Origin of the sequence: Sphingomonas cannabina (assembly GCF_021391395.1) — a bacterium.
Classification (GTDB): domain Bacteria; phylum Pseudomonadota; class Alphaproteobacteria; order Sphingomonadales; family Sphingomonadaceae; genus Sphingomonas; species Sphingomonas cannabina.
Window position 1 is genome coordinate 3,171,260 of record NZ_CP090059.1, and the last position, 26,201, is coordinate 3,197,460.

Annotated in this window: 16 protein-coding genes; 9 read left to right on the plus strand and 7 right to left on the minus strand. The window is 68.4% G+C overall.

Annotation, left to right across the window (positions count from 1 at the left end):
• Nucleotides 1–140 precede the first annotated feature (140 nt).
• The 3 genes from LZK98_RS15015 to LZK98_RS15025 all read right to left on the minus strand — a co-directional run bounded on the left by LZK98_RS15015 (nt 141) and on the right by LZK98_RS15025 (nt 7,816).
• A complete protein-coding gene (locus tag LZK98_RS15015; protein WP_233783227.1) occupies nt 141–3,215 on the minus strand; it encodes a TonB-dependent receptor in 3,075 nt (1,024 codons plus the stop codon).
• A 304-nt stretch (nt 3,216–3,519) separates the two neighbouring features.
• Complete coding sequence (locus LZK98_RS15020; RefSeq protein ID WP_233783229.1) at nt 3,520–5,454, minus strand: glycoside hydrolase family 2 protein; 1,935 nt, start codon at nt 5,452–5,454, stop codon at nt 3,520–3,522.
• Nucleotides 5,455–5,458: 4 nt separating this feature from the next.
• Nucleotides 5,459–7,816, minus strand: a complete 2,358-nt coding sequence (locus LZK98_RS15025) for a GH92 family glycosyl hydrolase (protein WP_233783230.1) — start codon at nt 7,814–7,816, stop codon at nt 5,459–5,461.
• Nucleotides 7,817–8,258: 442 nt separating this feature from the next.
• Here LZK98_RS15025 and LZK98_RS15030 point away from each other — a divergent pair, with 442 nt between their 5' ends.
• From LZK98_RS15030 to LZK98_RS15045, 4 genes are all read left to right on the plus strand, one after another.
• A complete protein-coding gene (locus LZK98_RS15030) occupies nt 8,259–9,437 on the plus strand; it encodes a fumarylacetoacetate hydrolase family protein (RefSeq protein WP_233783232.1) in 1,179 nt (392 codons plus the stop codon).
• Nucleotides 9,438–9,511: 74 nt separating this feature from the next.
• A complete protein-coding gene (locus LZK98_RS15035; RefSeq protein ID WP_406693353.1) occupies nt 9,512–10,276 on the plus strand; it encodes an SDR family NAD(P)-dependent oxidoreductase in 765 nt (254 codons plus the stop codon).
• A 1-nt stretch (nt 10,277) separates the two neighbouring features.
• Nucleotides 10,278–11,162 carry an SMP-30/gluconolactonase/LRE family protein gene (locus LZK98_RS15040; RefSeq protein ID WP_233783236.1) on the plus strand — a complete coding sequence of 295 codons (885 nt, stop codon included), beginning with the start codon at nt 10,278–10,280 and terminating at the stop codon, nt 11,160–11,162.
• Nucleotides 11,163–11,173: 11 nt separating this feature from the next.
• Nucleotides 11,174–12,616: a sugar porter family MFS transporter gene (locus LZK98_RS15045; protein ID WP_233783237.1), complete on the plus strand. Its 1,443-nt coding sequence runs from the start codon at nt 11,174–11,176 to the stop codon at nt 12,614–12,616.
• A 146-nt stretch (nt 12,617–12,762) separates the two neighbouring features.
• Here LZK98_RS15045 and LZK98_RS15050 read toward each other — a convergent pair whose 3' ends face one another.
• Both LZK98_RS15050 and LZK98_RS15055 read right to left on the minus strand, forming a co-directional pair.
• Nucleotides 12,763–13,827, minus strand: coding sequence for a LacI family DNA-binding transcriptional regulator (locus LZK98_RS15050; protein ID WP_233783239.1), 1,065 nt, complete (start codon nt 13,825–13,827; stop codon nt 12,763–12,765).
• Between the two features lie 225 nt (nt 13,828–14,052).
• Entirely contained in the window at nt 14,053–16,209 is a 2,157-nt protein-coding gene (locus tag LZK98_RS15055) for an alpha-glucuronidase family glycosyl hydrolase (RefSeq protein ID WP_406693354.1), read from the minus strand.
• 211 nt (nt 16,210–16,420) lie between these two features.
• On the opposite strand from LZK98_RS15055, the gene LZK98_RS15060 reads away from it, so the two are divergent.
• Genes LZK98_RS15060 through LZK98_RS15080 form a run of 5 tightly spaced genes read left to right on the plus strand, consistent with a single transcriptional unit; the run spans nt 16,421 to nt 24,968 of the window.
• On the plus strand, nt 16,421–18,838 hold the full coding sequence (locus tag LZK98_RS15060; protein ID WP_233783241.1) for a glycoside hydrolase family 3 N-terminal domain-containing protein: 2,418 nt from the start codon (nt 16,421–16,423) through the stop codon (nt 18,836–18,838).
• A gap of 11 nt (nt 18,839–18,849) precedes the next feature.
• Nucleotides 18,850–21,216, plus strand: coding sequence for a glycoside hydrolase family 3 N-terminal domain-containing protein (locus LZK98_RS15065; RefSeq protein ID WP_233783243.1), 2,367 nt, complete (start codon nt 18,850–18,852; stop codon nt 21,214–21,216).
• A 13-nt stretch (nt 21,217–21,229) separates the two neighbouring features.
• Complete coding sequence (manD, locus tag LZK98_RS15070) at nt 21,230–22,441, plus strand: D-mannonate dehydratase ManD (protein WP_233783245.1); 1,212 nt, start codon at nt 21,230–21,232, stop codon at nt 22,439–22,441.
• Nucleotides 22,442–22,446: 5 nt separating this feature from the next.
• A complete protein-coding gene (locus LZK98_RS15075) occupies nt 22,447–23,745 on the plus strand; it encodes an MFS transporter (RefSeq protein ID WP_233786607.1) in 1,299 nt (432 codons plus the stop codon).
• Complete coding sequence (locus LZK98_RS15080; RefSeq protein ID WP_233783247.1) at nt 23,742–24,968, plus strand: SGNH/GDSL hydrolase family protein; 1,227 nt, start codon at nt 23,742–23,744, stop codon at nt 24,966–24,968. Before LZK98_RS15075 ends, LZK98_RS15080 begins: the two co-directional genes overlap by 4 nt.
• 3 nt (nt 24,969–24,971) lie before the next feature.
• Here LZK98_RS15080 and LZK98_RS15085 read toward each other — a convergent pair whose 3' ends face one another.
• Both LZK98_RS15085 and LZK98_RS15090 read right to left on the minus strand, forming a co-directional pair.
• A complete protein-coding gene (locus LZK98_RS15085; RefSeq protein WP_233783249.1) occupies nt 24,972–25,430 on the minus strand; it encodes a hypothetical protein in 459 nt (152 codons plus the stop codon).
• Between the two features lie 137 nt (nt 25,431–25,567).
• Entirely contained in the window at nt 25,568–26,173 is a 606-nt protein-coding gene (locus LZK98_RS15090) for a cytochrome b (protein WP_233783251.1), read from the minus strand.
• Nucleotides 26,174–26,201: the final 28 nt, after the last annotated feature.

The following is a 26,201-nucleotide window of genomic DNA, read 5'->3' on the forward strand; positions in this document are numbered from 1 at the left end:
GGTTCGGCGCTGACCCCTACAATACTCACAGCCTCATGGTCCTCCATCACTCCCGCCAGGCGCAAGTGGTGGCGCCCGGCGGGAGAGGGGGATGGCGGAGGCTGGGGGGCCATCCCCGGGGAGCTGGTCAAACCCGATCGTCAGAACTTGTACGCGAGGCCGACATAGGCACGGCGCCCCGAATAATAGTTCGAAACGAAACGATCCTTGGTGTCGTTGCCGAGATGCGACCGCTGCTCCGACTTGGTCAGGTTGATGACCGAGGCGGTCAGCTGGAAGTTCTTGAAGATGTCGTACGACGCGTTGAGGTCGACCTGCTCGTACGGATCGTCATAGACGTTCAGGCCGGATTGCAGGCCCCGAACGACCTCGCCGCGACGGTTGTACGACGCACGCAGCAGCACCGGTCCGTGCTCGTAATACACCGACGCGTTGATCTGCGTCTTGGCGCTGCCCACCAGCGGCGACTTGCCGATATTGGTGCCGTTCAGGCTCACGTCGGCGATCGAGGTGTCGTTGTAGGTGAAGTTGACCTGCGCGCCGAGACCGAAATCCAGCGTATGCTGGGCATAGACTTCGACGCCCTGCGACACCGCCTTGGAGCCGTTGGCCTGGGTGGCATATTGCTGGACCGTCACCGTCTCGCCGGCGACCTCCTGCGGCAGGTCGACCACGACGGGCACGATGAAATCGGAGACGTCCTTGCGGAACAGCGTCACGCCGACCACCGACCCGCGGTGGAAATACCATTCGAGGCCAAGGTCGTACTGCCACGCATTGAACGGCTTCAGGTCGAAATTGCCGCCGTTGCCGAACCAGCCCGGCAGGGCGCCGAACTGCGCGCGGTCGTAGACGAACGGATCGGCATTGAAGGTCAGCGAGCGCGCCCCGGCAAGATCGCCGTAGCCCGGCCGCGAGATCACCTTCGAAACCGCACCGCGAGCCAGCAGGGTCGGGGTCACGTTCCACGCGATGTTGAAGCTCGGCAGGACGTCGGTGTAGCTCTTCGACTCATCGTTCTGGCTGTATACCCGGCGCTCGCGCTGGGCCTGCGGGATCACGAGGCAGTTGCCGTCCTCGCCGACCGGCGGCGGCGAGAACGGGCCGCCCGGGCCGTTCACGCAGTAATCGTCCTCATAATACAGCGTGTCGGTCGAGGTGCCGGTCTGCTTGGTGTTGACGACGCGGACGCCGAGATTACCTCGGATCGTATCGGTCTTGAAGTTCACCTGCGCGTAACCGGCCCAAATCCGCTCGCCGATGTCGTAGACGTTCTGCGGCTCGGGCACGCGCACCGGTCCGTTATAGGTCTTGTTCAGATAATCGATGTAGTTGGCGATGTTGATCGCTGGGAAGACATTGGTCTCAAAGCCGCCGGCAATATTCCCCATCGACTTGGGGTAGAAGATTTCCGGCAGCGCCAGCGCGCCGCCAGGGGTATCCTGGAAACGCAGCGTGTTCGCCTCATCCGAATACCATTCGAAGCGGCCGGTCTGGCGGTGAACGCGGCCGTCGCGCCACTTGGCGCCGACCTGGACCGAGTCGATGAAGCTGTCGAAGTCGCGCGTCACGTCGACCTGTGCGTAGCGTTGCGAGATCGAGCTGTTGGTGAAGCCGGAACCGGTCGAGCCGAGATCGATCTGGGCGACGCCGTTCAGCATGTTCTGCAGCACGTCGGGCGAGACCTGCATCGCGATCGACTGGTCGGTGAAGTTCCACGCGCTCAGCATGTTGCCGTTGACCGTCCCCGCGCGCGGCTTGGCCTGGGCGAAGAACTGGAACGACGGCCCGCCGGTCGCCTTCGTCTTGCCGAGCACGAAGTTCACGCCCAGACGGTCATGCGTCCATTCGCCGCGCACGTCATAGGTGTTGGAAACGGTCTTCTGGCGCACATAGGTGTCCTGAGGCGCCGGCGTCTCCATCGTGCAAAGATTGCCGGGGACGCGGCACCCGGTTCCCTCCGGCGGCACCTCGAACGAGGCGCCGGTGAAGATCGTCCCGCTCGGGTCGAGCGTCGCGCCGGTGAAGAAATTGCCGTAGCCCCATTCCGGGATCTTGATGGTGCTCGACGTGTAGTTGCCGTTGAGCTGGAAACGGAAATAGTTCGCCGTGACCGTGAAATTGTCGAACGGCTTCACCTGCATCGTCGCCTGGATGCCGAGCCGCTTGCGCTTCTCGTCGCGAATGGTCTCGGCTACCGACTGAGGCGCCCAATAGCCGCTATAGTGCGTCCCGTCGCGGGTGGTCGTGCCCGCATCCTGGCCGCTGTTCCAATAATCGATCGCGGCGTCGTTCGCGAAGACATTGCCGTTGACGTCGGTCGCGGGATTAGTGGTCTTGTCGTCGGTCCACCAATGCCAACTGTCGCCACTCGCCGAGAGCGTCCGGTTGGTGCGCTCCTGATAGGTCGCACCGACCAGGAAGCCGATCCGGTTTTCCGGATCATGCCATGAAAGCATGCCCGAGACGGTCGGCTCGACCTTCTTGCTCACGTCGGCGTAGGTGCCTTCGACCTGGACGCTGCCGGACCACGGATCGAGGTCGAACGGCTTGCGCGTGTGATTGATGATGACGCCGCCGACACCACCCTCGTCGAGCCGCGCCTCGGGTGACTTGAACACCTCGACGCTGCCGATGAAATTCGACGGCAGCAACAAATAGTTGAACGACCGGTCCGGATCGTCGCCGTCGGCCGAGGCGATGAAATTGCCGTTGAGCTCGGTCAGCGTCAGGTCGGAGCTCAGGCCGCGGATGCTGACCCGGCTACCCTCGCCGCCGTCGCGGTCGATGATGACGCCCGGCACGCGCTGCAGCGAATCGGCGACGTTCTTGTCGGGGAATTTGCCGACGTCCTCGGCGGTGATCACGTCGACGAAGGCATTGGCGTTGCGCTTCTGCTCGAGGCTGGCCTCGATCGATTGGCGATAGCCGGTGACGACGATGTCTTCCGCGGCCTGTTGCGAGGCTTGGCCGGCCTCCTGTGAGGCCTGTGCCGCCTCCTGCGATGCCCGGGCGGCTTCCTGCGACGCCCGAGCCGCCTCCTGCGACGCCCGCGCAGCCTCCTGCGACGCCTGCGCGGCGGGAGCGGCCGGGGACGCATCCTGCGCCTGCGCGACGCCGGCGAAGCCGACGATCACGCTGGCCGACAACATGAGATCGCGGGTGAAGCGGTTACGCGAAACGGTGCGCGAGCGGTGTGCGTGACGAGCGTGCATTTCAGATAGTCCTCCCTCTGACGGAGGCGTCCACGGCCTCCGGCTTGTCCCTCGCTTCACGCCGCCCGGCCGGACGCGGTTCTAGGCCGTCCGATTCGCAGCAGCAGCGAAAGCAACATTGTTTCAGAATATAAAAAGCAATTTGTCAATTGGATCATTGGAGCGACGTTTTCAGCTGTCCGAACAAGGCACACCGAAAGCCCGGATTTCCGCCGCTCGGCGGGGCAGCGACGCCGGCACCGCCGCCCGCGCAGCGCCGGTGCGGTGCCGAAGCGCGACGAACGTCGCGCCTAGGCCACCCCGCTCATCGCTTTCCGTCGCTCTCCCACAGCGGCGCGGCGATCCTGGCAAGCGACTCGGCGGGCGCCTTGGCCACCGCGCGGTCGTAGGTGAGCAGGCCGTTCACCTCGTCCTCGACGTCGGTGGTCTGGGTATAGACCGAGGCGCTGAGGCCATGGTCCTTCGCCTGGCGGATCACTTCCTCCAGCTTGCGGCGATAGCGGGCGAGATAGTCGCCCTCGTCCTTCGCGGTCTGATAGCCCCAGTTGCGCTTGCTAGGCCGCCAGATGTGCCCTTCGACCGGCAGGCCAATGCCGCCATATTCGCCGAGCACGATCGCCCGCACGCTCTGCCGCTCGGGCCGCCGCGGCACGTCCTCATAGGTGTGGATGTCGAACACGTCGGACACGGTCGGCGCGACGTCGAGCCAGCCGCTGTCGGCATTGACCAGCCGGCTCGGGTCCATGCCCTTGACGTAGCGCGCCAGCGTCGCGGAATCATACTGGCCCCAGCCTTCGTTGTTCACCACCCACATCACGATCGACGGAAAGGCGCGCAGCCCGCCAACCATGCGGGCGAGCTCGTTCTGGTGCACCGCCATCAGGTCGGACGAGAACACCGCCTGGCTCTGGCTGGTGCCGGTGACGAACTGGTCCTCGCCCCCGCCCGACGGCATGTCCTGCCAGATCAGCATCCCGAGATGATCGGCGTCATAGTAATAGCGCGCCGGCTCGACCTTGATGTGCTTGCGCAGCATGTTGAATCCCGCCTTCTTGAGGAAGACGAGGTCGCTCTTCATCGCCTCCTCCGACGGCGGCGTGTAGAGCCCGTCGGGCCACCAGCCCTGGTCGAGCGTGCCGTTCTGGAAATAGGGCTTGTTGTTGAGCAGCAGCACCGGCTGGCCGGCGACGCGCCCCGGCCCGACCGAGATCTTGCGCATCGCGAAATAGGTCTCGACCCGGTCGCGCGGCGCGCCGGCGACCCGCGCCGCGGCATAGGTATCGCGCTCGCCCTTGGTGAAGCGCGCATCATAGGAGACGCGGTCGCGCTCCGGCTTACCGGCATAGGGATCGCGCACCGTCACCAGCTCGGCGGTCAGGTCGTAGAGGAACGGGTCCTCGGGCGACCAGAGATGCGCATTCGGAATCGCCAGCGTCGTATGGCGATTGGCGCGGATCAGGGTCGAGGCGATCGCCTTGCCGCCGCTCCGCGCGGTCAGGCGCACCGCATCGGTGTCATTGGCCCAGCCGCTGAGCGCGACGTCGACCTCCACCACCCCGCGGTCGATGTCGGGCGTCGCGCGCACGTCGGCAATATGGAGCTTCGGCACCGGCTCGAGCCACACGGTCTGCCAGATGCCGCTGACGGCAGTGTACCAGATGCCCGACGGATCGAGCGACTGCTTGCCCCGCGGCTGGCTGCCGGCGCTGGTCGGGTCGGCGACCTGGATCACCAGCTCGTTGCTACCCGGCCGCAGATAATCGGTGATGTCGAAACCGAACGCGTCGAAGCCGCCCTCGTGCGCCCCGACCATCGCGCCGTTGACCCACACCCGCGCCGCATAGTCGACCGCGCCGAAGTTCAGCTTCACATTCTGCCCGGCCCAATCGGCCGGCACGGTGAAGCTGCGGCGATACCACAGCCGATCATCCGGCGTGACCTTGCGCGCGACGCCGGACAGCTTGGCCTCGACCGGGAACGGCACGAGGATCCGGCCGTCCCACTGCGCCGGCTGCGGCGCGGCGGCGCGGGTGATCGCATAGTCCCAGCGGCCATTGAGGTTCAGCCACTTGTCCCGTTTCATCTGCGGACGCGGATAGCTGCGCCAGACGTTCTCGGGCGTCACCTCCCGCCCCCAGCGCGTCATCACCTCGCCGGTATAGACCGCATCCTGCGCAACCGCACCCGACGCAAGCGCCAGCCCCAGCAGCGCGCCCGCCAGCTTCACGATCATCGTCATCCCCTCATTTCCCCGACAGCGACGGCGGCGCATCGGTCGGCGCGCTGCCCCAGGCCGGATTTGGCTTCGGCCCCATCTCCAGCACCAGCTTCGCCCCATCCTTGATGTCGTCATGGCTGAACCAGGGCTTGGTCCAGCGCCGCCCATTCAGCGTCGCCGACTGGACGTACATGTTCGCCGCCGAGTTGTTCCGCGCAACGATCTCCAGCGTCCTGCCGTTGCCCAGCCGCAGCTTGACCGTGTCGAAGATCGGGCTGCCGAGGACATAATATTGGCTCGACGGATCGACCGTGTAGAAGCCCATCGCGCTCAGCACGTACCAGGACGAGGTCGCCCCCTGATCGTCCATGCCGGGGAAGGCATAGCCCGAGGCGTCGCTGCCATAGAGCTGGTCGAGGATGCGCCGTGTCAGCGCCTGCGTCTTCCACGGCTGCCCGCTCCAGGCATAGAGATAGGGCGCATGCTGGTCCGGCTGGTTGCCCTGGACATACTGCCCGATCATGCCGGTGCAGTCGCGGCAGATGCCCTTGGGATTGTACGGCGTGCCGAAGAACTCATCGAGCTTGGCATTGAACGCCTTGCGCCCGCCGAGCAGGTCGATCAGCCCCTGCACATCGTGCGGCACCAGCCAGAGCGTCGACCAGCCCGACGCCTCCTTCATCATGAAGTTGTAATAGGGTTCGCCCGGATCGAACGGCGCGATCCACTTGCCGTTGGCGGTGCGCCCGCGGATGAAGCCGACCGAGCGGTCGAACACGTTGCGGTAGTTGAGCGCCCGCTGGCGGAACAGCCGCGCATCGTCGTGCTTGCCAAGCCGCTCGGCATATTCGGCCATCGCGAAATCGTCCCACGCATATTCGAGCGTGGTCGCCGCCCCCGCCTTGCCGCCGGCATAGGGCGGGCTGGGGTTGCCGTCGGGGACGATGTCCGCGATCCAGCCGTTCTTCTGATACTCGGCGAGATAGTCGCGCGGCCCCTTGGGATCCATCGCGTTCTTGCGCAGATATTCGTACGCCGCGGCATAGTCGAACGGGATGCCCCGCCGCCACGCGCCGAGATACAGGAACACCGCATTGTCGCCGTGGAAGGAGGTGTTCATGAACCCCTTCTCGCGCGCCATGTCGAGCTCGGACTGCATCACGTCGCGCGTCAGCTCGGGCTCCATCAGCTCGAGCAGCACGATCTGGTTGCGGCCGGTATCCCAGAAGGGCACCGGGCTGTAGCGGTCGTAGTCGACCGTCCGCGCCTGCCCCCTGGCGTCGGTGAACCGCTCGCCCTTGCCCGCGATCAGCCGCGGGCTGGCGAAGGACTGGAACAGCGTCGAATAGAACAGCATCCGCTGCTTCGCCGTCCCGCCGGTGACCTGGACCCGATCGAGGATCTTGGCCCATTCCCCGCGCGCCGCATCATGGACGCGCTGGAAATCCCAGCCCGGCTGCTCCGCGCGCAGCCGCTGCTCGGCCTCGGCATAGCTGTGGCCATGCGCCATCTTCATCAGCACCGTCTCGCCGGCACCCGTAGCGAAGGTGAGATAGGCGCCCGCATAGCTGCCGGAGACGCTGCGCCTGCCCGGCTCGACGCCCTTGTCGCCGATGCCCCAGCCCTTGTGCTCGCTGGTCGCGCGGAAGGTGCCGGAGGCAGTGAACGGCCGCGAGAACTCCGCGACGAAATAGGGCCCGTCGGCGCCATGCCCTGCGTCGCGGTCCTGCGAATGCCCGCGGACGGTACGGTCGCCGACGATCTCCACCTCGCCGCCATCGCGGCGCAGGTTGACGATGACGTTCGACCGCTTGTTCTCGGGGAAGGTGAACCGCATCAGGCTGGTCCACTGCGTCGCGGTCAGCTCCGCCTTGGTCCGGAAAGTGTCGAGATAGACCGAATAATAGCCGGGCGACGCCTTCTCGCGCGACTTGTCGTACCAGGCCTGGCTATAGGCCGGCGGCACCGTCCAGTCGCCGACCACCGGCATGACGATCGGCTCGGCCCGCGCACCATAGGAGCTGCCGCCGCCCCCGGTGAAGCCGATCATTGTCGGATTGGGATAATGATAGGGCGCCGGGACGCCGAACGGATAGCTCAGCTCGACATTGACGTTGACCGGCGCCGCCTCGGTCGAGCTGTGCGGCAGCCGCGCGCCCGGCGAGGTCTGGCCCGAATAGGCCGGCTCCCCCGGCGGCGGCGCATTGCCGAGCAGCTCGGGCCGGTCGAGCGGCGCGGTGCCGACGAGGGGGTTGGCCTCGTCGACGGGTTGTCGGGACTGCCCGGCCTGGGCACAGGCCACGCCCGCGCCGGCGATGGCGCAGGCCGCCGCGGCTGCAAAAAGGAACGTGCGCCGACGCGCGTTTGGAGACTGAATCGCCATCACCCCCTCATTCGCTGCGAGGGCGTGCGCCCTCTCCCATGCTTCTGTTATCGCCGCGCGATCGCCGGCCGAGCCGTTGACCGCCCGATCGCCTCAACCTCGATTAAATAAAACTTTTTGTCAAATGAAAGCCGTTAGCGTGCTACGGCAATCGGATTCCAATCCTCCCCCGCGAGGGGGAGGTGGCACGCGAAGTGTGACGGAGGGGGAGGAAGCAAACCGATGGCGAGTCGCCACCCTCCCCCTCCGTCAGCTCCCGCTTCGCGAGAACTGCCACCTCCCCCTCGCGGGGGAGGATTGAAAGGGGATACGCACTCTCCACGGGGCTTGAATGTCGATCTCTCTAACGAAAGGACCGATCATATCCGACCAAGGTTTCGCTTGACACTCGCCCCCTCTCACAAGATGGTAGCGCTACCACCTATTCAAGACTGGGACGGGGATGTTTGACAGGATTTTCAGCGCGGATCGCGCCTTGCCGGAGGACTGGCGGCAGGGCAAATTCCTCGGCCGGCTGGAAGGCCCCGAAGGCCCGAGCCCGATCCTCGTCGCGAACGGCATCGCCTATGACATGGCCGCCGTCGCCCCGACCGTCTCCGCGCTGGTCGAACGACGCGCCTTCACATCCGCAGGCGGCCGCGCGCTCGGCCCGCTCGACGAGCTCGCGATCGGCATCGGCCCCGACCACGGCGCCGGCTACGGCCTGCTGAGCCCGCTCGACCTCCAGGTCGTCAAGGCGGCCGGCGTCACCTTCGCCGTCTCCACGCTGGAACGCGTGATCGAGGAACGCGCGCTCGGCGACGCCAACGCCGCGGCGGCGGTGCGTGCCCGGCTCGAAACCATCATCGGCGGCTCGCTGCGCGCCGTTACCCCCGGGTCCGCCGAAGCGGCATCGCTCAAGGAAGCGCTGATCGCCGAGGGCATGTGGTCGCAATATCTCGAGGTCGCGATCGGCCCCGATGCCGAGATCTTCACCAAGGCGCCGGTGCTGGCGACAGTCGGCTGGGGCGCGGAGATCGGCGTGCGGTCCGATTCGACCTGGAACAACCCCGAGCCGGAGGTCGTGCTGCTGGCGGATTCACGGGGCCAGGCAGTCGGCGCCGCGCTCGGCAACGACGTCAACCTGCGCGATTTCGAAGGCCGTTCCGCCCTGCTGCTGAGCAAGGCCAAGGACAACAATGCCTCCTGCTCGATCGGCCCCTTCTTCCGCCTGTTCGACGACGGCTTCACCATGGACGACGTGCGCCGTGCCGAGGTCGAACTGCTGATCGAGGGCGAGGACGGCTATCGCCTCGAAGGCCGCAGCAACATGAGCGAGATCAGCCGCGATCCCGAGATCCTGCTCAAGCAGACGATGAGCGAGCACCATTATCCCGACGGCTTCGTGCTGTTCCTCGGTACCTTGTTCGCCCCGACCCAGGACCGCGACGAGCCGCAGCGCGGCTTCACCCACAAGGTCGGCGACGTCGTGACGATCGCCGCGCCCCGCCTCGGCCGCCTCGCCAACCGCGTCGTCACCGCCAGGGACGCGGCGCCATGGCGCTTCGGAATCGGCGCGCTGATGAGCAACCTCGCCGCACGCGGCCTGCTCGGTACGCGCCAGCCCGAGACCGCCGAGTGACCGACCTCACCGCCTCCGCTCCGGAGCCGGCACCCGATCAGGACCCTATGTTGAGTATCTCCGAGACATCCTCCGTGACCCAGCACGCCATCTATCCCAGCCTGGCCGACAAGCGCGTGCTCGTGACCGGCGGCGGCAGCGGCATCGGCGCGGGCCTGGTGGAGGCGTTCGCCCGCCAGGGATCGCGCGTCGCCTTCATCGATATCCTCGAGGAGGAAAGCCGCGCGCTGGTCGACCGGCTCGCGCCGGACAGCCGCCACGCGCCGCGGTTCACCCATTGCGACCTGACCGACGTCGCCGCCCTCCAGCGCACGCTGGGCGAGATCGAGCGCGAGCTCGGCGGCTTCGACGTCCTCGTCAACAACGCCGCCAGCGATGACCGCCATGCGATCGAGCAGGTCACGCCCGACTATTGGGACGAGCGCATGGCGGTGAACCTGCGCCATCAGTTCTTCGCCGCGCAGGCGGTGGTGCCGGCGATGAAGCGGGGCGGCGGCGGCGTGATCCTCAACTTCGGCTCGATCAGCTGGCACCTCGCGCTCGGCGAGCTGGTGCTCTACCAGACCGCCAAGGCGGCGATCGAGGGCCTGACGCGCAGCCTCGCGCGCGACCTCGGCCGCGCCAACATCCGCGTCAACACCATCGTGCCGGGCAACGTCCAGACGCCGCGCCAGATGAAATGGTACACGCCCGAGGGCGAGGCGGAGATCGTCGCGGCGCAATGCCTCGACGGACGCATCCAGCCCGAGGACGTCGCCGCGCTGGTGCTCTTCCTCGCCTCGGACGATGCGCGTATGTGCACGGGTCACGACTATTTCGTCGACGCGGGGTGGCGCTGACATGGCAGGCAAGGTGGATCGGGTCGCGAAGGTCGGGGCCGAGCTCGGCGAAGGACCGGTGTGGGTCGCGCGCGACAACGCGCTGTGGTTCGTCGACATCAAGGGGCCGCACGTCCACCGCTTCGATCCGGCGACGGGCAAGCTCGCGAAATGGGACATGCCGGCGCAGGTCGGCTGGGTGCTGCCGGCGCGCGGACACGGCTTCGTCGTCGGGCTGCAGCGCGGCCTCGCCGCCTTCGATCCCGCGGACAACAGCCTGCGCCCGCTCGCCGCGGTGGAGCCCGACCGGCCGCAGAACCGGCTGAACGACGCCGTCACCGACGCCCGCGGCCGCATCTGGTTCGGCACGATGGACAATGCCGAGGGCAAGCCGACCGGCCATTTCTACACCTTCGACGATCGCGGCGTGCGCGACACCGGCTTTCCGCCGGTGACGATCACCAACGGCCCGACGATCTCGCCCGACGGCCGCACGCTCTATCCGGTCGATACCACCGGCCGCACCATCTACGCCGTACCGATCAATGACGACGCGACGCTCGGCAAGCCGCGCGTCTTCGTGACGATCGAGGACGGCGCCGGCTATCCCGACGGCCCGACCGTCGATGCCGAGGGCTGCGTGTGGATCGGCCTTTACGGCGGCTGGGGCGCGCGGCGCTATGCGCCCGACGGCAAGCTGGTCGAGACGGTCAAGCTGCCGACGGCCAACGTCACCAAGATCGCGCTCGGCGGTCCCGACCTCAAGACCGCCTATGCCACCACCGCGCGCCAGGGGCTGGACGCCGCCGCGCTCGCGGCGCAACCTGAGGCGGGGGACCTGTTCGCCTTCGCGGTCGACGTGCCGGGCGTGCCGGTCACCGAGGCGGCCGTCACGATGAAGCAATAACCGCCGGCGGAATGTCCGCCGCGCGAGATGGGAGGGGTCAATTGGCCACGACACAGGCAGCAGCACGCACGAACTACGCGTTCGTCGCCTTGGTCGTCGCGGTGGCGACGATCGGCGGCTTCATGTTCGGATATGATTCGGGCGTCATCAACGGCACCCAGGAGGGGCTCGAGCGGGCGTTCGACCTGTCGAAGCTCGGCACCGGGCTCAACGTCGGCGCGATCCTGATCGGCTGCGCGGCCGGCGCCTTCGCCGCCGGGCGGCTCGCCGACCTGATCGGGCGGCGCAACGTGATGATGATCGCCGCGATCCTGTTCATCCTGAGCGCGCTCGGCGCCGGCGCGGCGGGCTCGTCGGCGGTGTTCATCGTCGCGCGCATCGTCGGCGGCCTCGGCGTCGGCGCGGCGAGCGTGCTCGCGCCGGTCTATATCAGCGAGGTGGTGCCCGCGAACATCCGCGGCCGCCTGTCCAGCATCCAGCAGGTGATGATCATCACCGGCCTCACCGGCGCCTTCTTCGCCAATTACGCGCTCGCGCACAGCGCCGGCGGGTCGACCGCGCCGCTGTGGGGCGGCTATCCGGCCTGGCGCTGGATGTTCTGGCTGCAGGTCATCCCGGCGACGATCTACCTCGTCACGCTGCTGCTGATCCCGGAAAGCCCCCGCTACCTCGTCCTCAAGGGCCGCGATGCCGAGGCCGAAGGGGTGCTGACCCGCCTGTTCGGGGAGGACCACGCCCGCGCCAAGGTCGCCGAGATCCGCGCCAGCCTCGCCGCCGACCACCATCGGCCCAAGCTGTCCGACCTGATCGGCGCCAACGGCCGCGTCCGCCCGATCGTCTGGGCCGGCATCGGCCTCGCCGTGTTCCAGCAGTTCGTCGGCATCAACATCGTCTTCTACTACGGCGCGGTGCTGTGGCAGTCGGTCGGCTTCAGTGAGAACGACGCGCTGATCACCAACATCATCTCCGGCCTCGTCTCGATCGCGGCCTGCGTCGTCACGATCTTCACCGTCGACCGCATCGGCCGCAAGCCGCTGCTGCTGATCGGATCGGCCGGCATGGCGGTGACGCTGGCGCTGATGGCCTATTCCTTCTCGACCGGCGCGCTCGGCGAAGGCGGCCACCTCGCGCTCTCGCCCGGCTTCGGCCGCCTCGCCTTCATCAGCGCCCTGCTCTACTCGGCGCTGTTCAACCTGAGCTGGGGCCCGGTGATGTGGGTGATGCTCGGCGAGATGTTCCCCAACCAGATCCGCGGCTCGGGCCTGGCGGTGTCCGGCTTCGCGCAGTGGATCGCCAACTTCGCCATCTCGGTGAGCTTCCCGGCGCTGGCGGCAGGCGTCGGCCTGCCTTTCACCTACGGCTTCTACGCCCTCAGCGCCCTCGTCTCCTTCTTCTTCGTCCGCGCCCTGGTCCACGAGACCCGCGGCCGCGAGCTGGAAGAGATGGTCGGCTGATCTTTCAATCCTCCCCCGCCAGGGGGAGGTGGCACGCGAAGCGTGACGGAGGGGGGAGGAAGCACGCCGATAGCGGATCGCCGTCCTCCCCCTCCACCGCCTTCGGCGGTCCCCCTCCCCCTGGCGGGGGAGGATTGAAAGGAGCCCTACACCACCGGCGGACGCCGCCGCGGCGCGGCGTCCGACTGGCGGCGGACCAGCGTGAAGTCGAGCTGACGGTGCACCGGCGCCTCGGGCGACCCCGACCGCCGCGCCCGGATCTCGCGCACCAGGAGCTCGACCGCCGCCAGCGACATGTCGGTGATCGGCTGGTGGATGGTAGTGAGCTCCGGCCAGATCGTCGTCGAGAGCGCGGTGTCGTCGAACCCGCAGACCGTAAGGTCGCTCGGCACGTCGAGCCCGCGCCGATGCGCCACCGCCACCGTCGCCGCCGCCATATCGTCGTTGCTCGCGAAGATCGCCGACGGCGGATCGGCGAGGCCGAGCAGCTGCTCCGCCGCGTCGAGGCCGGAGCGATAAGTGAACAGCCCCTGCTCGACCAGCGCGTCGTCGGCCGGCAGCCCCGCCGCCGCCAGCGCGTCGCGATACCCTTCCAGCCGGCGCTCGCTCGCGGTCTGGTTGGGGTTGCCGGTGATGAAGCCGATCCGCCGGTGCCCGAGCCGCGCGATGTGCCGCGTCATCTCGAACGCGGCGCGGTGGTCGTCGATGCTGACCGCGGAGAAGCCCGCCGGCGGATGCCCGCTCGCCACCGCCACCGCCAGCGCGTCGGCGCGGCGCAGCACCGCGTGCAGCTCGGTCGAATCGCACAGCGGCGGCGGCAGGACGATCCCGTCGACCCCGTCGCGGATCAGCCGCTCCGCCACCTCGCTCTCATGCTCGCCGGGATCGCATTTCTCGACGATCAGCTGCACGTTGGCGCGGCTGGCATAGTCGAGGCTGCCGACCAGGAACTCGCTGAGATAGGCGGCACTCGGATTGCTGTAGAGCAGCCCGATCCGGATCGGATGCGCCCCCGCCAGGCTGCGCGCCGCCTGGTTCGGCGAATAGTTGAGCGCGGCGATCGCCTCGTTGACGCGCTCGCGCGTCGCCGGGCGCACGCTGTCCTCGTTGTTGATCACGCGCGACACGGTCATCGGCGAGACACCCGCCCGCTTCGCCACGTCGTTGATCGTCGCGGCATTGCCCTGCCGCCGTGATGGTCTTCGGCTCAAGCCGCGATACTCCTCCTGCTCTCGCTACGCCGTCGGTTCCGCCAGCGCAACAGACGGCAAAGAAATGGCGGCCGGATCGCTCCGGCCGCCAGCGAGGATACCGACGGCGCGCGGGGATGGGAGGCTGCGCGATGCCGGCGAAAGCGAAAGCTGAAAATGGTATCGCTCACATTCCTGGCCCCTGCCCCAAGTCGCTGTCAACGCCGATGCGGCGAACGGTGACGTTCAATGCCCCGGCGCATAGGGAAAGCTGAGCGCCTTGTAATAGCCGAGGTCGTGCGCCGGCGGCGCGCTACCGGCGGGCAGCGGCAGGCCGTTGATGCTCTGGAAATAGGCGATGCAGGCGTCGCGCCACCACCCCGCCTCCGCCTGCTGGATCGCCAGGAAAGCGGCGGTCTTGCGGAACCGCTCGGCATCGACCCGCCCTTCCAACGCCTGCCAGCCCGCGCGCATCCTCGCCACCGCGGCGACCCCGCCGTCGTAGCGCCGCACCAGCGTATCCCACAGCGTCGCGCCATCGGCCATGCGATAACCCCAGGGCACATGATGGAACCACAGCAGATAATCGTCGCCGACGCTCCTCAACGACCCGAACCGCCGCGCCACCGGCGACGCATATTGCGCGATCGCATCGCTGCCGCTCGCGGTCCGGTCGAAGCCGATCCCCGCCTTGTCGGCGCGATGGTAATAGGCCGGGTTCCACTCCGGCCGCGCGAGATCGCTCACCCATGGTGCCGGCCCGTAATGGTGCCCCGTCCCCATCATGTGCGCGAGCCCGAGCGGCGTCATGTAATCGACCACCGCCTGCCGCGAGGCCATCATCATCTCGACGACCGGCCCGACCAGCGCCGGATCGGGCGCGAAGGTCATCCGCGCCCAATCCCCGGCAATCACCCGCGCCGACGCCTCCGGGTCCCACGCCAGCCGCCCGAAGGCGTACCAGTCGGCCTGGTTGAAGGTCGATCCGCTCCAGTCGCGGTCGCTGCCGATGTTGGCGACCCCGGCGATCCCGGTCAGCCGGTGGCCGTCGAGCGACCCGTCCACCACCCGCGCCACCGTCGACCCCGGCCCCTCGGCCATCGTATCGGCCTTCAACACCTCCTCGAACAGCGCGCCGAGATAGACGAGGTGCGTCGCCTGGCCGAGATATTCCTTGGTGATCTGGACTTCCAGCATCAGCGGCGTCCTGGGCATCGCGCCGAACAGCGGATGGAAGGGCTCGCGCGGCTGGAAGTCGATCGCACCGTTCTTGACCTGCAGCAGCACATTGGCGGCGAACCGGCCGTCGAGCGGCTTGAACTCCGAATAGGCCTGCTTCGCGCGATCCTCGCTGTCGTGCTCCGAATAGACGAACGCACGCCACATCACGATGCCACCATGCGGCGCCACCGCCGCCGCCAGCATGTTGGCGCCGTCGGCATGGGTGCGGTGATAGTCCTGCGGCCCCGGCTGCCCCTCACTGTTCGCCTTGACCAGGAAACCGCCGAAATCAGGGATCGCGCGATAGATCTCATCGGCCTTGGCCGCCCACCACGCCCGTACCGCCGGATCGAGCGGATCGGCGGTCTTGAGCCCCCCGATCTCGATCGGCGCGGTGAAGCGCGCCGAGAGGTAGACGCGGATGCCGTAGGGACGCAGCACGTCCGCCACCGCCGCCGCCTTGGCGATATAGGGCGCGGTCAGGCTGTCGGCCTTGGCGTTGACGTTGTTGAGGACCGTCCCGTTGATCCCGACCGAGGCGTTGGCGCGGGCATAGTCGGTGTAGCGCGGATCGGTCCACGCCGGCAGCTTCCACCAGTCCCAGATCGACTGGCCGGCATAGCCGCGCTCGACCGAGCCATCGAGATTGTCCCAATGGTCGAGCACGCGCAGCCGGATCTTCGGCGCCGAGGCAACGTCGATCCGGTCGATCGCCTCGCCCCGCTGGATGCGCGCCAGCCAGGCGAAGGCGCCATAGAGCACGCCGACGTCACGGTTCGCGGCGATCACGGTCACCGGGGCGCCGTTCACCGTCGCGGTGCGGATCAGATACCCCTCGTCGCCGACCTTGGAGAGATCGAGCCGCAATGCCCCGATCGCCGGCGATGTCGCGGGCGTGCCGAGCAGGACCGCCCCCGCGCGCGGCGCATCGGCGATCGGCGGCCGGGCTCCGGTCAGGCCGGCGATCCCGCGCTCGACCTCATCCGCGGCCGCGCGGATCGTCGGCGAGGGGTGTTCGGGCAGCACGATTGCGGCAGCACGCTCCCGCACCGCCGCAGCCTTCGCCGGAGCCAACGGACGATAGCGGAGCCAGAGGTCATAGCCGTCCTCGGCAAAGGCAGCCGTGGGGACAAGCCACAGCACCGCACAAACCATCGCCGCCAATCGCCCGAACCAGCCCATCCTCATCCTCCCTTCTTAGCCCCTCCCCTTCAGGGGAGGGGTTGGGGGTGGGGCAGTGCCGCAAACGATATCGCCCGTGGATAGGCCCCACCCCAACCCCTCCCCTGAAGGGGAGGGGCTTAAATGAACTTTGCCCACCTTCGTCGGCATTGACATCGTTCGCCCAACCGATAGCATTGGTAGCGCTATCAATAAAGCGGCCGCGCGATGCATGTCGCAGCGGGCTGCACCCACAGAGAGGATTCGACCCTTGCGCACCCTGCCCGCCCACCGCCTGCTGACCGCTCTCCTGCTCGGCACGGCGATCGTCCCGGGCACCGCCGCGCTGTCGCAGTCCGCGCCGCCTGCCGTCGAAGCCAACGCGCTGTACAAGAACCCCAAGGCCCCCGTCGCCGACCGCGTCGAGGACCTGCTCAAGCGCATGACCCTGGATGAAAAGGTCGCCCAGCTGCTGACCGTGTGGGTCGGCAAGACCAAGCTGCTCGACGCCAACCAGAAGCTCGATCCCGCGAAGATGGCCGAGCTCTACCCCAACGGCATCGGCGGCTTCGCCCGCCCCTCGGACGCGCAGGGCCCGGTCTCGCCGCGCGTGGTGCCGGGCCGCGACGTCGCCCGCACGATCGAGCTGGTCAACGACCTCCAGCGCTACGCGCTCACCAGGACCCGGCTCGGCATCCCGATCCTGTTCCATGAGGAGGGGCTGCACGGCTACGCCGCGGTCGGCGCGACCAGCTTCCCGGTGCCGATCGCGCTGGCGTCGAGCTGGGATCCCGACCTCGTCCGCCGCCTCAACGGCGTGACCGCGCGCGAGATCGCTGCGCGCGGTGTCACGCTCGCACTGAGCCCCGTGGTCGACATCGCCCGCGACCCGCGCTGGGGCCGCATCGAGGAGACCTTCGGCGAGGACCCCTATCTGGTCGGCGAGCTCGGCGTCGCCGCGGTCGAGGGGCTGGAAGGCCCCGGCAAGCCCGAGCGGCTCGCCCCCGGCAAGGTCTTCGCCACGCTCAAGCACCTCACCGGCCACGGCCAGCCGGAGAGCGGCACCAACGTCGGCCCCGCCCCGATCTCGACCCGCGAGCTCCGCGAGAATTTCTTCCCGCCGTTCGAGACGGTGATCCGCCGTGCCGGCCCGGCCGCGGTGATGCCGAGCTACAACGAGATCGACGGCGTTCCCAGCCACGCCAACCGCTGGCTGCTGCGCGACGTGCTGCGCGGCGAATGGGGCTTCAAGGGCGCGGTGACCAGCGACTATTCGGCGATCGACCAGCTCGCCGACCTCCACCACATCGCCCCCGATCATGCCGGCGCGGCGGTGCTGGCGCTGCAGGCGGGCGTCGACGCCGACCTGCCCGACGGCATCAACTATGCGACGCTCGCCGACGCCGTGCGCGCGGGCAAGGTATCGGAGAAGCTGGTCGACGACGCGGTGCGCAACATGCTGACGCTCAAGTTCCGCGCCGGCCTGTTCGAGCATCCCTATGCCGACGCCGCCGCGGCACGGAAGGTGACGAACAACGCCGACGCCATCGCCGCCGCCCGCCTCGCCGCCGAGCGCTCGATGGTGCTGCTCAAGAACGACGGCACGCTGCCGCTGAAGCCGGCCGGCACGATCGCGGTGATCGGCCCCAATGCCGCGGTGCCGCGGCTCGGCGGCTATTACGGCCAACCGCCGCACCCGGTCTCGCTGCTCGACGGCATCAAGGCCAAGCTCGGGTCGAAGGCGCGGATCGTCTATTCCGAAGGGGTCAGGATCACCGAGAACGACGACTGGTGGGCCGATGAGGTCAAGCTCGCCGACCCGGCCGAGAACGCGAAGCGCATCGCCGCCGCGGTCGAGGCGGCCAGGGGCGCCGATACCATCGTCCTCGCGATCGGCGACACCGAGCAGACCAGCCGCGAGGCCTGGGCCGACAATCACCTCGGCGACCGCGCCAGCCTCGACCTCGTCGGGCAGCAGCAGGACCTGTTCGACGCGCTGAAGGCACTGGGCAAGCCGATCGCCGTGGTGATGCTCAACGGCCGCCCGCTCTCGATCCAGAAGGTCGCCGACCAGGCCAATGCGATCATCGAGGGCTGGTATCTCGGCGAGCAGGGCGGCAACGCGCTCGCCGACGCGCTGTTCGGCGACGTCAATCCGGGCGGCAAGCTGCCGGTCAGCATCCCGCGCAGCGTCGGCCAGCTGCCGATGTTCTACAACTACAAGCCGACCGCGCACCGCGGCTATCTGTTCTCGCCGAACACGCCGCTGTTCCCGTTCGGCTACGGCCTCAGCTACACCAGCTTCGAGATCGGCGCGCCGCGCCTCTCCTCCCCCTCGATCGCGCGCGACGGCAGCGTCGACGTCGCGGTCGACGTCGCCAACACCGGCGCGCGGGCGGGCGACGAGGTGGTGCAGGTCTATGTCCGCGACGACGTCAGCTCGGTCACCCGCCCGGTCAAGGAGCTCAAGGCCTTCCGCCGCGTCACGCTGAAGCCCGGCGAGCGCCAGACGGTCACCTTCCGCCTCGATTCCCGCGCATTCGAGCTGTGGGACAAGGACATGAAGCGCGTGGTCGAGCCCGGCACCTTCACCATCATGGCCGGGGGCAATTCGGTCGACCTCAAGACCGCGACGCTGACCATTCGATGATTGGCCGTCCGATGATCGCCCGCCGCCGTCTGCTCGGGCTGCTCGCCTCGGCCTCCGCCCTGCCGCTGCTGCCACGCGCCGCGCTCGCCGCCGCCCCGCTCTACAAGGACGCGCGTGCGCCGATCCCCGACCGCGTCCGCGACCTGCTCGGCCGCATGACGCTGGAGGAGAAGGTCGCGCAGCTCGTCGCGCTCTGGGCGACCAAGGCCGATGTGATGGACGGGCTGACCTTCGATCCCGCCAAGGCTTCGGCCGCCTATCCGGACGGCGTCGGCGCGATCTCGCGCGCGTCGGACAAGCGCGGCGGGCCGGGCATCAGCGCCGCCGCCGGCGGCAACGCCGCGCGCTGGCGCACCCCGGCGGAGACCGTCGCCTTCGTCAACGCGGTGCAGCGCTGGGCGCTGGAGAAGACCCGGCTCGGCATCCCGGTGCTGTTCCACGAGGAATCGCTCCACGGCTATATGGCGACCGAGGCGACGATGTTCCCGCAGGCGATCGCGCTGGCCGGGACCTTCGACACCGATCTCATGCGCCGCGTCCAGTCGGTGATCGCGCGCGAGGTGCGGGCGCGCGGCGTGCCCTACGTCCTCTCCCCCGTGGTCGACATCGTCCGCGATCCGCGCTGGGGCCGGATCGAGGAGACCTTCGGCGAGGACGCCTATCTCTGCGCCGAGATGGGCGTGGCGGCGGTCGAGGGACTGCAGGGCCCCGGCAAGTTCGACCGGCTCGCGCCCGGCAAGGTGTTCGCGACGCTCAAGCACATGACCGGCCACGGCCAGCCCCAGGGCGGCGAGAACATCGGCCCCGCCCAGATCTCCGAACGCGAGCTCAGGGAGAATTTCTTCCCGCCGTTCCGCGCGGTGGTCGAGCGCACCGCGATCGCCGCGGTGATGCCGAGCTACAACGAGATCGACGGCGTCCCCAGCCATGCCAATCGCTGGCTGCTCCACGACGTATTGCGCGGTGAATGGGGCTTCGACGGCATCGTCTCCAGCGACTATGGCGCGGTCGAGGAGCTCGCCAAGTTCCACCACGTCGCCGCCGACCTCGAGGAGGCGGCACGTCAGGCGCTGGCGGCGGGCGTGGACAGCAACCTCCCCGACGGCGTCGCCTACCGGACGCTCGCCGACCAGGTCCGCGCGGGCAAGGTGGACATCGCCGCCGTGGATGTCGCCGTCGCGCGCATCCTCACGTTCAAGTTCCGCGCCGACTTGTTCGACAATCCCTACGGCGATGTCGAATCGACGAATCGCCTGACCGGCAATGTCCAAGCCCGCGCCCTCGCACTGGAGGCCGCCCGCAAGGCGCTATGTCTCCTCAAGAACGACGGCACCCTGCCCCTGAAGCCCGCCGGCACCATCGCGGTGATCGGCCCCAACGCGGCCGTGGCCCGCCTCGGCGGCTATTCGAGCGTGCCGAAGCAGACGGTGAGCCTCCTCGACGGCATCCGCACCCGCCTCGCCGGCAAGGCCCGGGTCGTCACCGCCCAGGGCGTGTTCATCACCCAGAGCGAGGACCGCTCGGCGGACGAGGTAACCCTCGGCAATCCCACGGAAAACCGCCGCCTGATCGCCGAAGCCGTGGAGACGGCCAAGGGCGCCGACGTCATCGTCCTCGCGATCGGCGACACCGAGCAGACCAGCCGCGAAGGCTTCGCCGCCAACCACCTCGGCGACCGCGCCGACCTCGACCTGCTCGCCCAGCAGAACGACCTGTTCCTGGCGCTGGCGGCGCTCGGCAAGCCGGTGGTCGTCTGCGCCATCAACGGCCGCCCCCCGAGCTGGCCCACGGTGGCCGAGCGCGCCAACGCTATCCTCGAATGCTGGTACGCCGGCCAGGAAGGCGGCACCGCGATCGCCGAGGCGCTGTTCGGCGACGTCAATCCGGGCGCCAAGCTGCCGGTCAGCGTGGTCCGCGACGCCGGCCAGATCCCGTTGTTCTACAACCATAAACCGAGCGCCCGCCGCGGCTATCTGTTCGAGAGCACGGCCCCGCTGTTCCCCTTCGGCCACGGCCTCAGCTACACCAGCTTCGCGGTCGGCAAGCCGGTGATCTCCTCGCCGAGCATTCCCCGCGACGGCCAGGTCACCGTCTCGGTCGAGGTCCGCAACACCGGCGCGCGGGCGGGCGACGAGGTCGTCCAGCTCTACATTCGCCACCTGACGCCGTCGGTCACGCGCCCCGTGATGGAGCTCAAGGGCTTCCGCCGCGTGACGCTCGCCCCCGGCGAGGCGCGCACCGTCACCTTCACCCTCGGCCCCGAGCATCTCCGCATCTGGAACGCCGCGATGCGCGAGGTGGTCGAGCCCGGCCAGGTCGCGATCATGGTTGGCAACAGCTCCGCCGCGGTCCAGTCCACCACGCTCACCATCGCCTAACCGGGAGCCCTTCGTGCCCAAGATCACTGCCGCCCGCGTCATCATCACCTCGCCCGGGCGCAATTTCGTTACGCTGAAGATCGAGACCGACGAGGGCGTCTACGGCCTCGGCGACGCTACCCTGAACGGCCGCGAGCTGGCGGTGGCGAGCTACCTCGCCGACCATGTCATCCCCTGTCTGATCGGCCGCGACGCCCACCGGATCGAGGACGTCTGGCAGTTCCTCTACAAGGGCGCCTATTGGCGGCGCGGCCCCGTCACCATGTCGGCGATCGCCGCGGTCGACACCGCGCTGTGGGACATCAAGGGCAAGATCGCGGGCCTCCCCGTCTACCAGCTCCTCGGCGGCGCCAGCCGCGAGGGCGCGATGGTCTACGGCCACGCCAACGGCAAGACGATCGAGGAGACGATCGACAACGCGCTCCACTACAAGGAACAGGGCTACAAGGCGATCCGGCTCCAGTCGGGCGTGCCGGGCCTCGCCTCCACCTACGGCGTGTCGAAGGACCGCTATTTCTACGAGCCGGCCGACGCCGACCTCCCCACCGAGAACCTCTGGTCGAGCGAGAAATATCTCCGCTCGGTGCCGCCATTGTTCGAGAAGGCGCGCGAGGCGCTCGGCTGGGACGTCCACCTGCTCCACGACATCCACCACCGCCTGACGCCGATCGAGGCGGGCCGGCTCGGCAAGGACCTCGAGCCCTACCGCCCCTTCTGGCTGGAGGACGCGACACCCGCCGAGAACCAGGCCAATTTCCGCCTGATCCGCCAGCACACCACGTCTCCCCTCGCGGTCGGCGAGATCTTCAATTCGATCTGGGACGCCAAGCAGCTCATCGAGGAACAGCTGATCGACTATATCCGCGCGACCGTCGTCCATGCGGGCGGCATCACGCACCTCAGGCGCATCGCCAGCTTCGCCGATCTCTACAACGTCCGCACCGGCTGCCACGGCGCGACCGATCTGTCACCGGTGTGCATGGCCGCGGCGCTGCACTTCGACCTCAGCGTGCCGAACTTCGGCATCCAGGAATATATGCGCCACACCGAGGAGACCGATGCGGTGTTCCCCCACGCCTACAGCTTCAAGGACGGCCTGATGCACCCGGGCGACGCCCCCGGCCTCGGCGTCGACATCGACGAGACGCTCGCCACCAAGTACGAATACAAGCGCGCCTTCCTGCCGGTGAACCGGCTGGAGGACGGCACGATGTTCAACTGGTGAGCGGCGTGGCGTCCTCCGCCGCATCGCGGCCCCGTCCGGTCGGCTACATCCGCTGGACGATCTGCATCCTGCTGTTCGCGGCGGTGGTGCTGAGCTACGTCGACCGGCTGGTGCTGCCGGTGCTCAAGCCCATGCTCCAGGCCGAGTACGGCTGGAGCGAGACCGGCTACGGCTACGTCAACGTCGCCTTCCAGGCCGCCTACGGCATCGGCTTCCTGTTCTTCGGCCGGCTGATCGACCGCGTCGGCGCCAAGGCAGGCTATCTGATCGCGATGGGCACCTGGACCGTCGCGCATATGGCGCAGGCGCTGGTCACCTCGACGCTCGGCTTCGCGATCGCGCGCATTCCGCTCGCGATCGGCGAGTCCGGCACCTACCCCGCCGCGCTCGCCGCCGCATCCGAATGGTTCCCGCAGCGCGAGCGCGCGCTGGCGATCGGCATCTTCAACGCCGGCGCCAATGTCGGCGCGATCGTCACGCCGCTGATCGTGCCCGCCCTCACCCTCTGGCTCGGCTGGGAAAGCGCCTTCTGGGGCACGGGACTGCTCAACCTCGTGTGGATCGCCGCCTGGGTGATCTACTACCGCCGCCCGCGCGAGCATCCGCGGATCACCGAGGCCGAGGTCGCCTATATCGAATCGGACCCGCCGATCGTGCAGCAGCCGGTGCCGTGGCGCCGCCTGCTCGCCACCCGCCAGGCCTGGGCGTACATGTCAGGGCGCTTCCTGATCGATCCGGTCTGGTGGATGTTCCTGTTCTGGCTGCCGGACTTCCTGAGCCGGCGCTATGCCATCGACCTCAAGGGCTATGGCCCGCCGCTGATCGCGATCTACGTCATCGCCGACATCGGCTCGATCCTCGGCGGCTGGGCGTCGTCGCGGATGCTGGCACGGGGCGTCAGCGCCAACCGCGCGCGCAAGCTGGCGATGCTCGGCTGCGCGCTCATCGTCGTGCCGGTCGCCTTCGCGGCCTATGCGCCGAGCGCCTGGATCGCGGTGCTGCTGATCGGGCTCGCCTGCGCCGGGCACCAGGGCTTCTCGTCCAACCTGTTCTCGATGCCGTCCGACCTCTACCCGCGCTGGGCGCAGGGCTCGATCGTCGGGCTCGGCGGCTTCGCCGGCGCGGCGGGCGGGATGCTGATGTCGACCTATGCCGGCTGGGTGCTGCAGACGGTCGGCAGCTACACGCCGATCTTCCTGTTCTGCGGCATCGCCTATCTGCTCGCGCTCGCGGTCGTGCACGCGATCAACCCCAGCTACGCCCCGGTCACCAAGTTCGCGCCCGTGGAGGAACCGACGACATGACGCGACTGCGCTCGACATGGCTGGCGGCGCTCGCCGGCATCGCGATGCTGTGGACCGGCGCGGCACCGGCGGAGTCGCCGCCCGCATGGCTCGGAAGCTGGGCCGCATCGCAACAGGTCCCGGAGGAACACAACGCGCTGCCCGATGCCGACCTTACCGACACGACGCTGCGCCAGGTCGTCCGCCTCAGCACCGGCGGCCGATCGGTGCGCGTGCTGCTCTCCAATGCCTTCGGCACCGAGCCGCTGGTGGTCGACGCCGCGCATGTCGCGCTCGGCACGGCGGGCAGCGCGCGGATCGGGCGCGGGCAGGCGCTAACCTTCGACGGCGCGCCGCACGTCACGATCCCGGCGGGTGCAGCCTATTGGTCCGACCCCGTCGCGATCGACGTACCGCCGCTGTCGAGCCTGGCGGTCTCGATCCACCTGCCGGCCGCGCCCGCACGCCAGACCAGCCATCCGGGCTCGCGTGCCACCTCCTATCTGGTGCACGGCAACCATGTGAGCGACCCGGACCTGCCGCGCGCGAAGACCGTCACCCACTGGTATCAGCTCGCCGCGATCGACGTCCGCGGCACGGGCCGCGCGATCGTGACGCTCGGCGATTCGATCACCGACGGGCACGGCGTCCGCGACAACCGTGACGAGCGCTGGCCCGATCGCCTCGCCGAGCGGCTCCAGGCGGACCCGAGAACCCGCATGGTCTCGGTGCTCAACCACGGCATCGGCGGCAACCGGCTGCTGCTCGATGGGCTCGGCCCCAACGCCCTCGCCCGCTTCGACCGCGACGTGCTGGCGATGAGCGGCGTGCGCTACTTGATCGTGCTGGAGGGTGTGAACGATCTCGGCACGCTCACCCGCGACGCGCCCGTCAGCGCAGAGGCGCATGCCGACCTCGTCCGCCGCCTGATCGGCGCCTATCGCCAGATCGTCGCCCGCGCACGCGCCCACGGCATCAAGGCGATCGGCGCGACGATCACTCCCTATGGCGGATCGGACTATTACCACCCAGACGCCGCCAACGAGGCAGACCGCCAGGCGATCAATGCCTGGATCCGCGCGCCCGGCAATTTTGACGCGGTGATCGACTTCGACGCCGTGCTGCGTGATCCGGACAAACCCACCCGGATGCTGCCCGCCTATGATTCGGGCGACCATCTCCACCCGGGTCCTGCAGGATACAAGGCGATGGCCGACGCCATCCCGCTGTCGCTGTTCCGCTGAACCCTATGAGCCGGTGATCGGCGTCCCCGCCGTCACGACGTCGGGGCGGGTTGTCTGAGTTTCCGATACGGTGAAGAAGATCGGACGATCGTGCGCACCGGGGTCCGCCTCGGCCAGCGCGAGCATGATCCGGGTGGACCGTAGCGCGACATGGATCGGCGCGGACGCGGCGGCATCGCCGATATCGACCGGCACCTCGCCGGCGAGCAGCTCGATCAGCTGAACCTCATCCTCGCTCAGGTTCGACGTCCCGGCGTCGCCGGTACGGAACCGCCGTCCGAACCGCGCCTCGAACAGCGCCATCAGGCTGTCGAACACCGGCGCGAGGATGCCCAGCCCGAACGGCTGGAGCCGCGCGAAGAGCGCCGGTTGGACAGGCGCACAGGCATCGCGGACGGCGCGCCAGCAGCGCGCGGCCTCAACGACCAGGAAAGCGGCGGAACGGGTACGGGGGACAGGCATGGCGCACATGTGACATCCTTCTCACCCCTTTGCTCTCCGTCGCTTCTTGCGACTGGTTCGCAGTGCGCTAGCGGGACTAGATGGCAGGAAAAAGACAGTTGCGACGAAGCGAGACTCGGTCCGTCGCTATTCGCCGGTCACCGATCCGGAACTTCGGCCCGTTCGCCGCCGGGCGCCTGGAACGGCGGCATCCGGCCCGCCACCCGCGCCCGATCGACGAACTGATGTTTGAGCGCGGCGGCGAGGTGGAGGACGACCAGCGCGATGGTGGTGAACACCAGCACCTCGTGCACGCTGCCGAAGGTGTCGCCGGCCGCCTCGGGCAATCCGGGGATGAGCGGCAGCGGGATGCCGCCCGCAAGCTTCGTCACGCCCGATTCGCCCGCCGAGATGGTGGCAAGGCCGGTCAGCGGCAGCGCGATCAGCATGAAATAGAAGATCCGGTGGTTCCACACTGCCGCAATCCGCTCCCAACGCGGCAGGCTTTCGGGAAAAGGCGGCGGCTTGTGGGCAAGGCGCCAGGCCAGGCGGACCAGGCTCAGCACCAGTATCGTCGCGCCGATGGTCTTGTGCCAGGTGAACCATTCGCCCCGCGCCGGACCGCGCGGCATGTCGGCGAAGGTGAAGCCGACATAGATCTGCGCCAGCACCAGCACCACCGTCAGCCAGTGGAGCGCGATCGCACCGCTGGTGTAGCGCAGCAGCACCTGGCGCTGGTCGGTCGCCTCGGGAACCGTCGCCATCGTTCCTCTCCCGTTTCGTTCGCTCAAA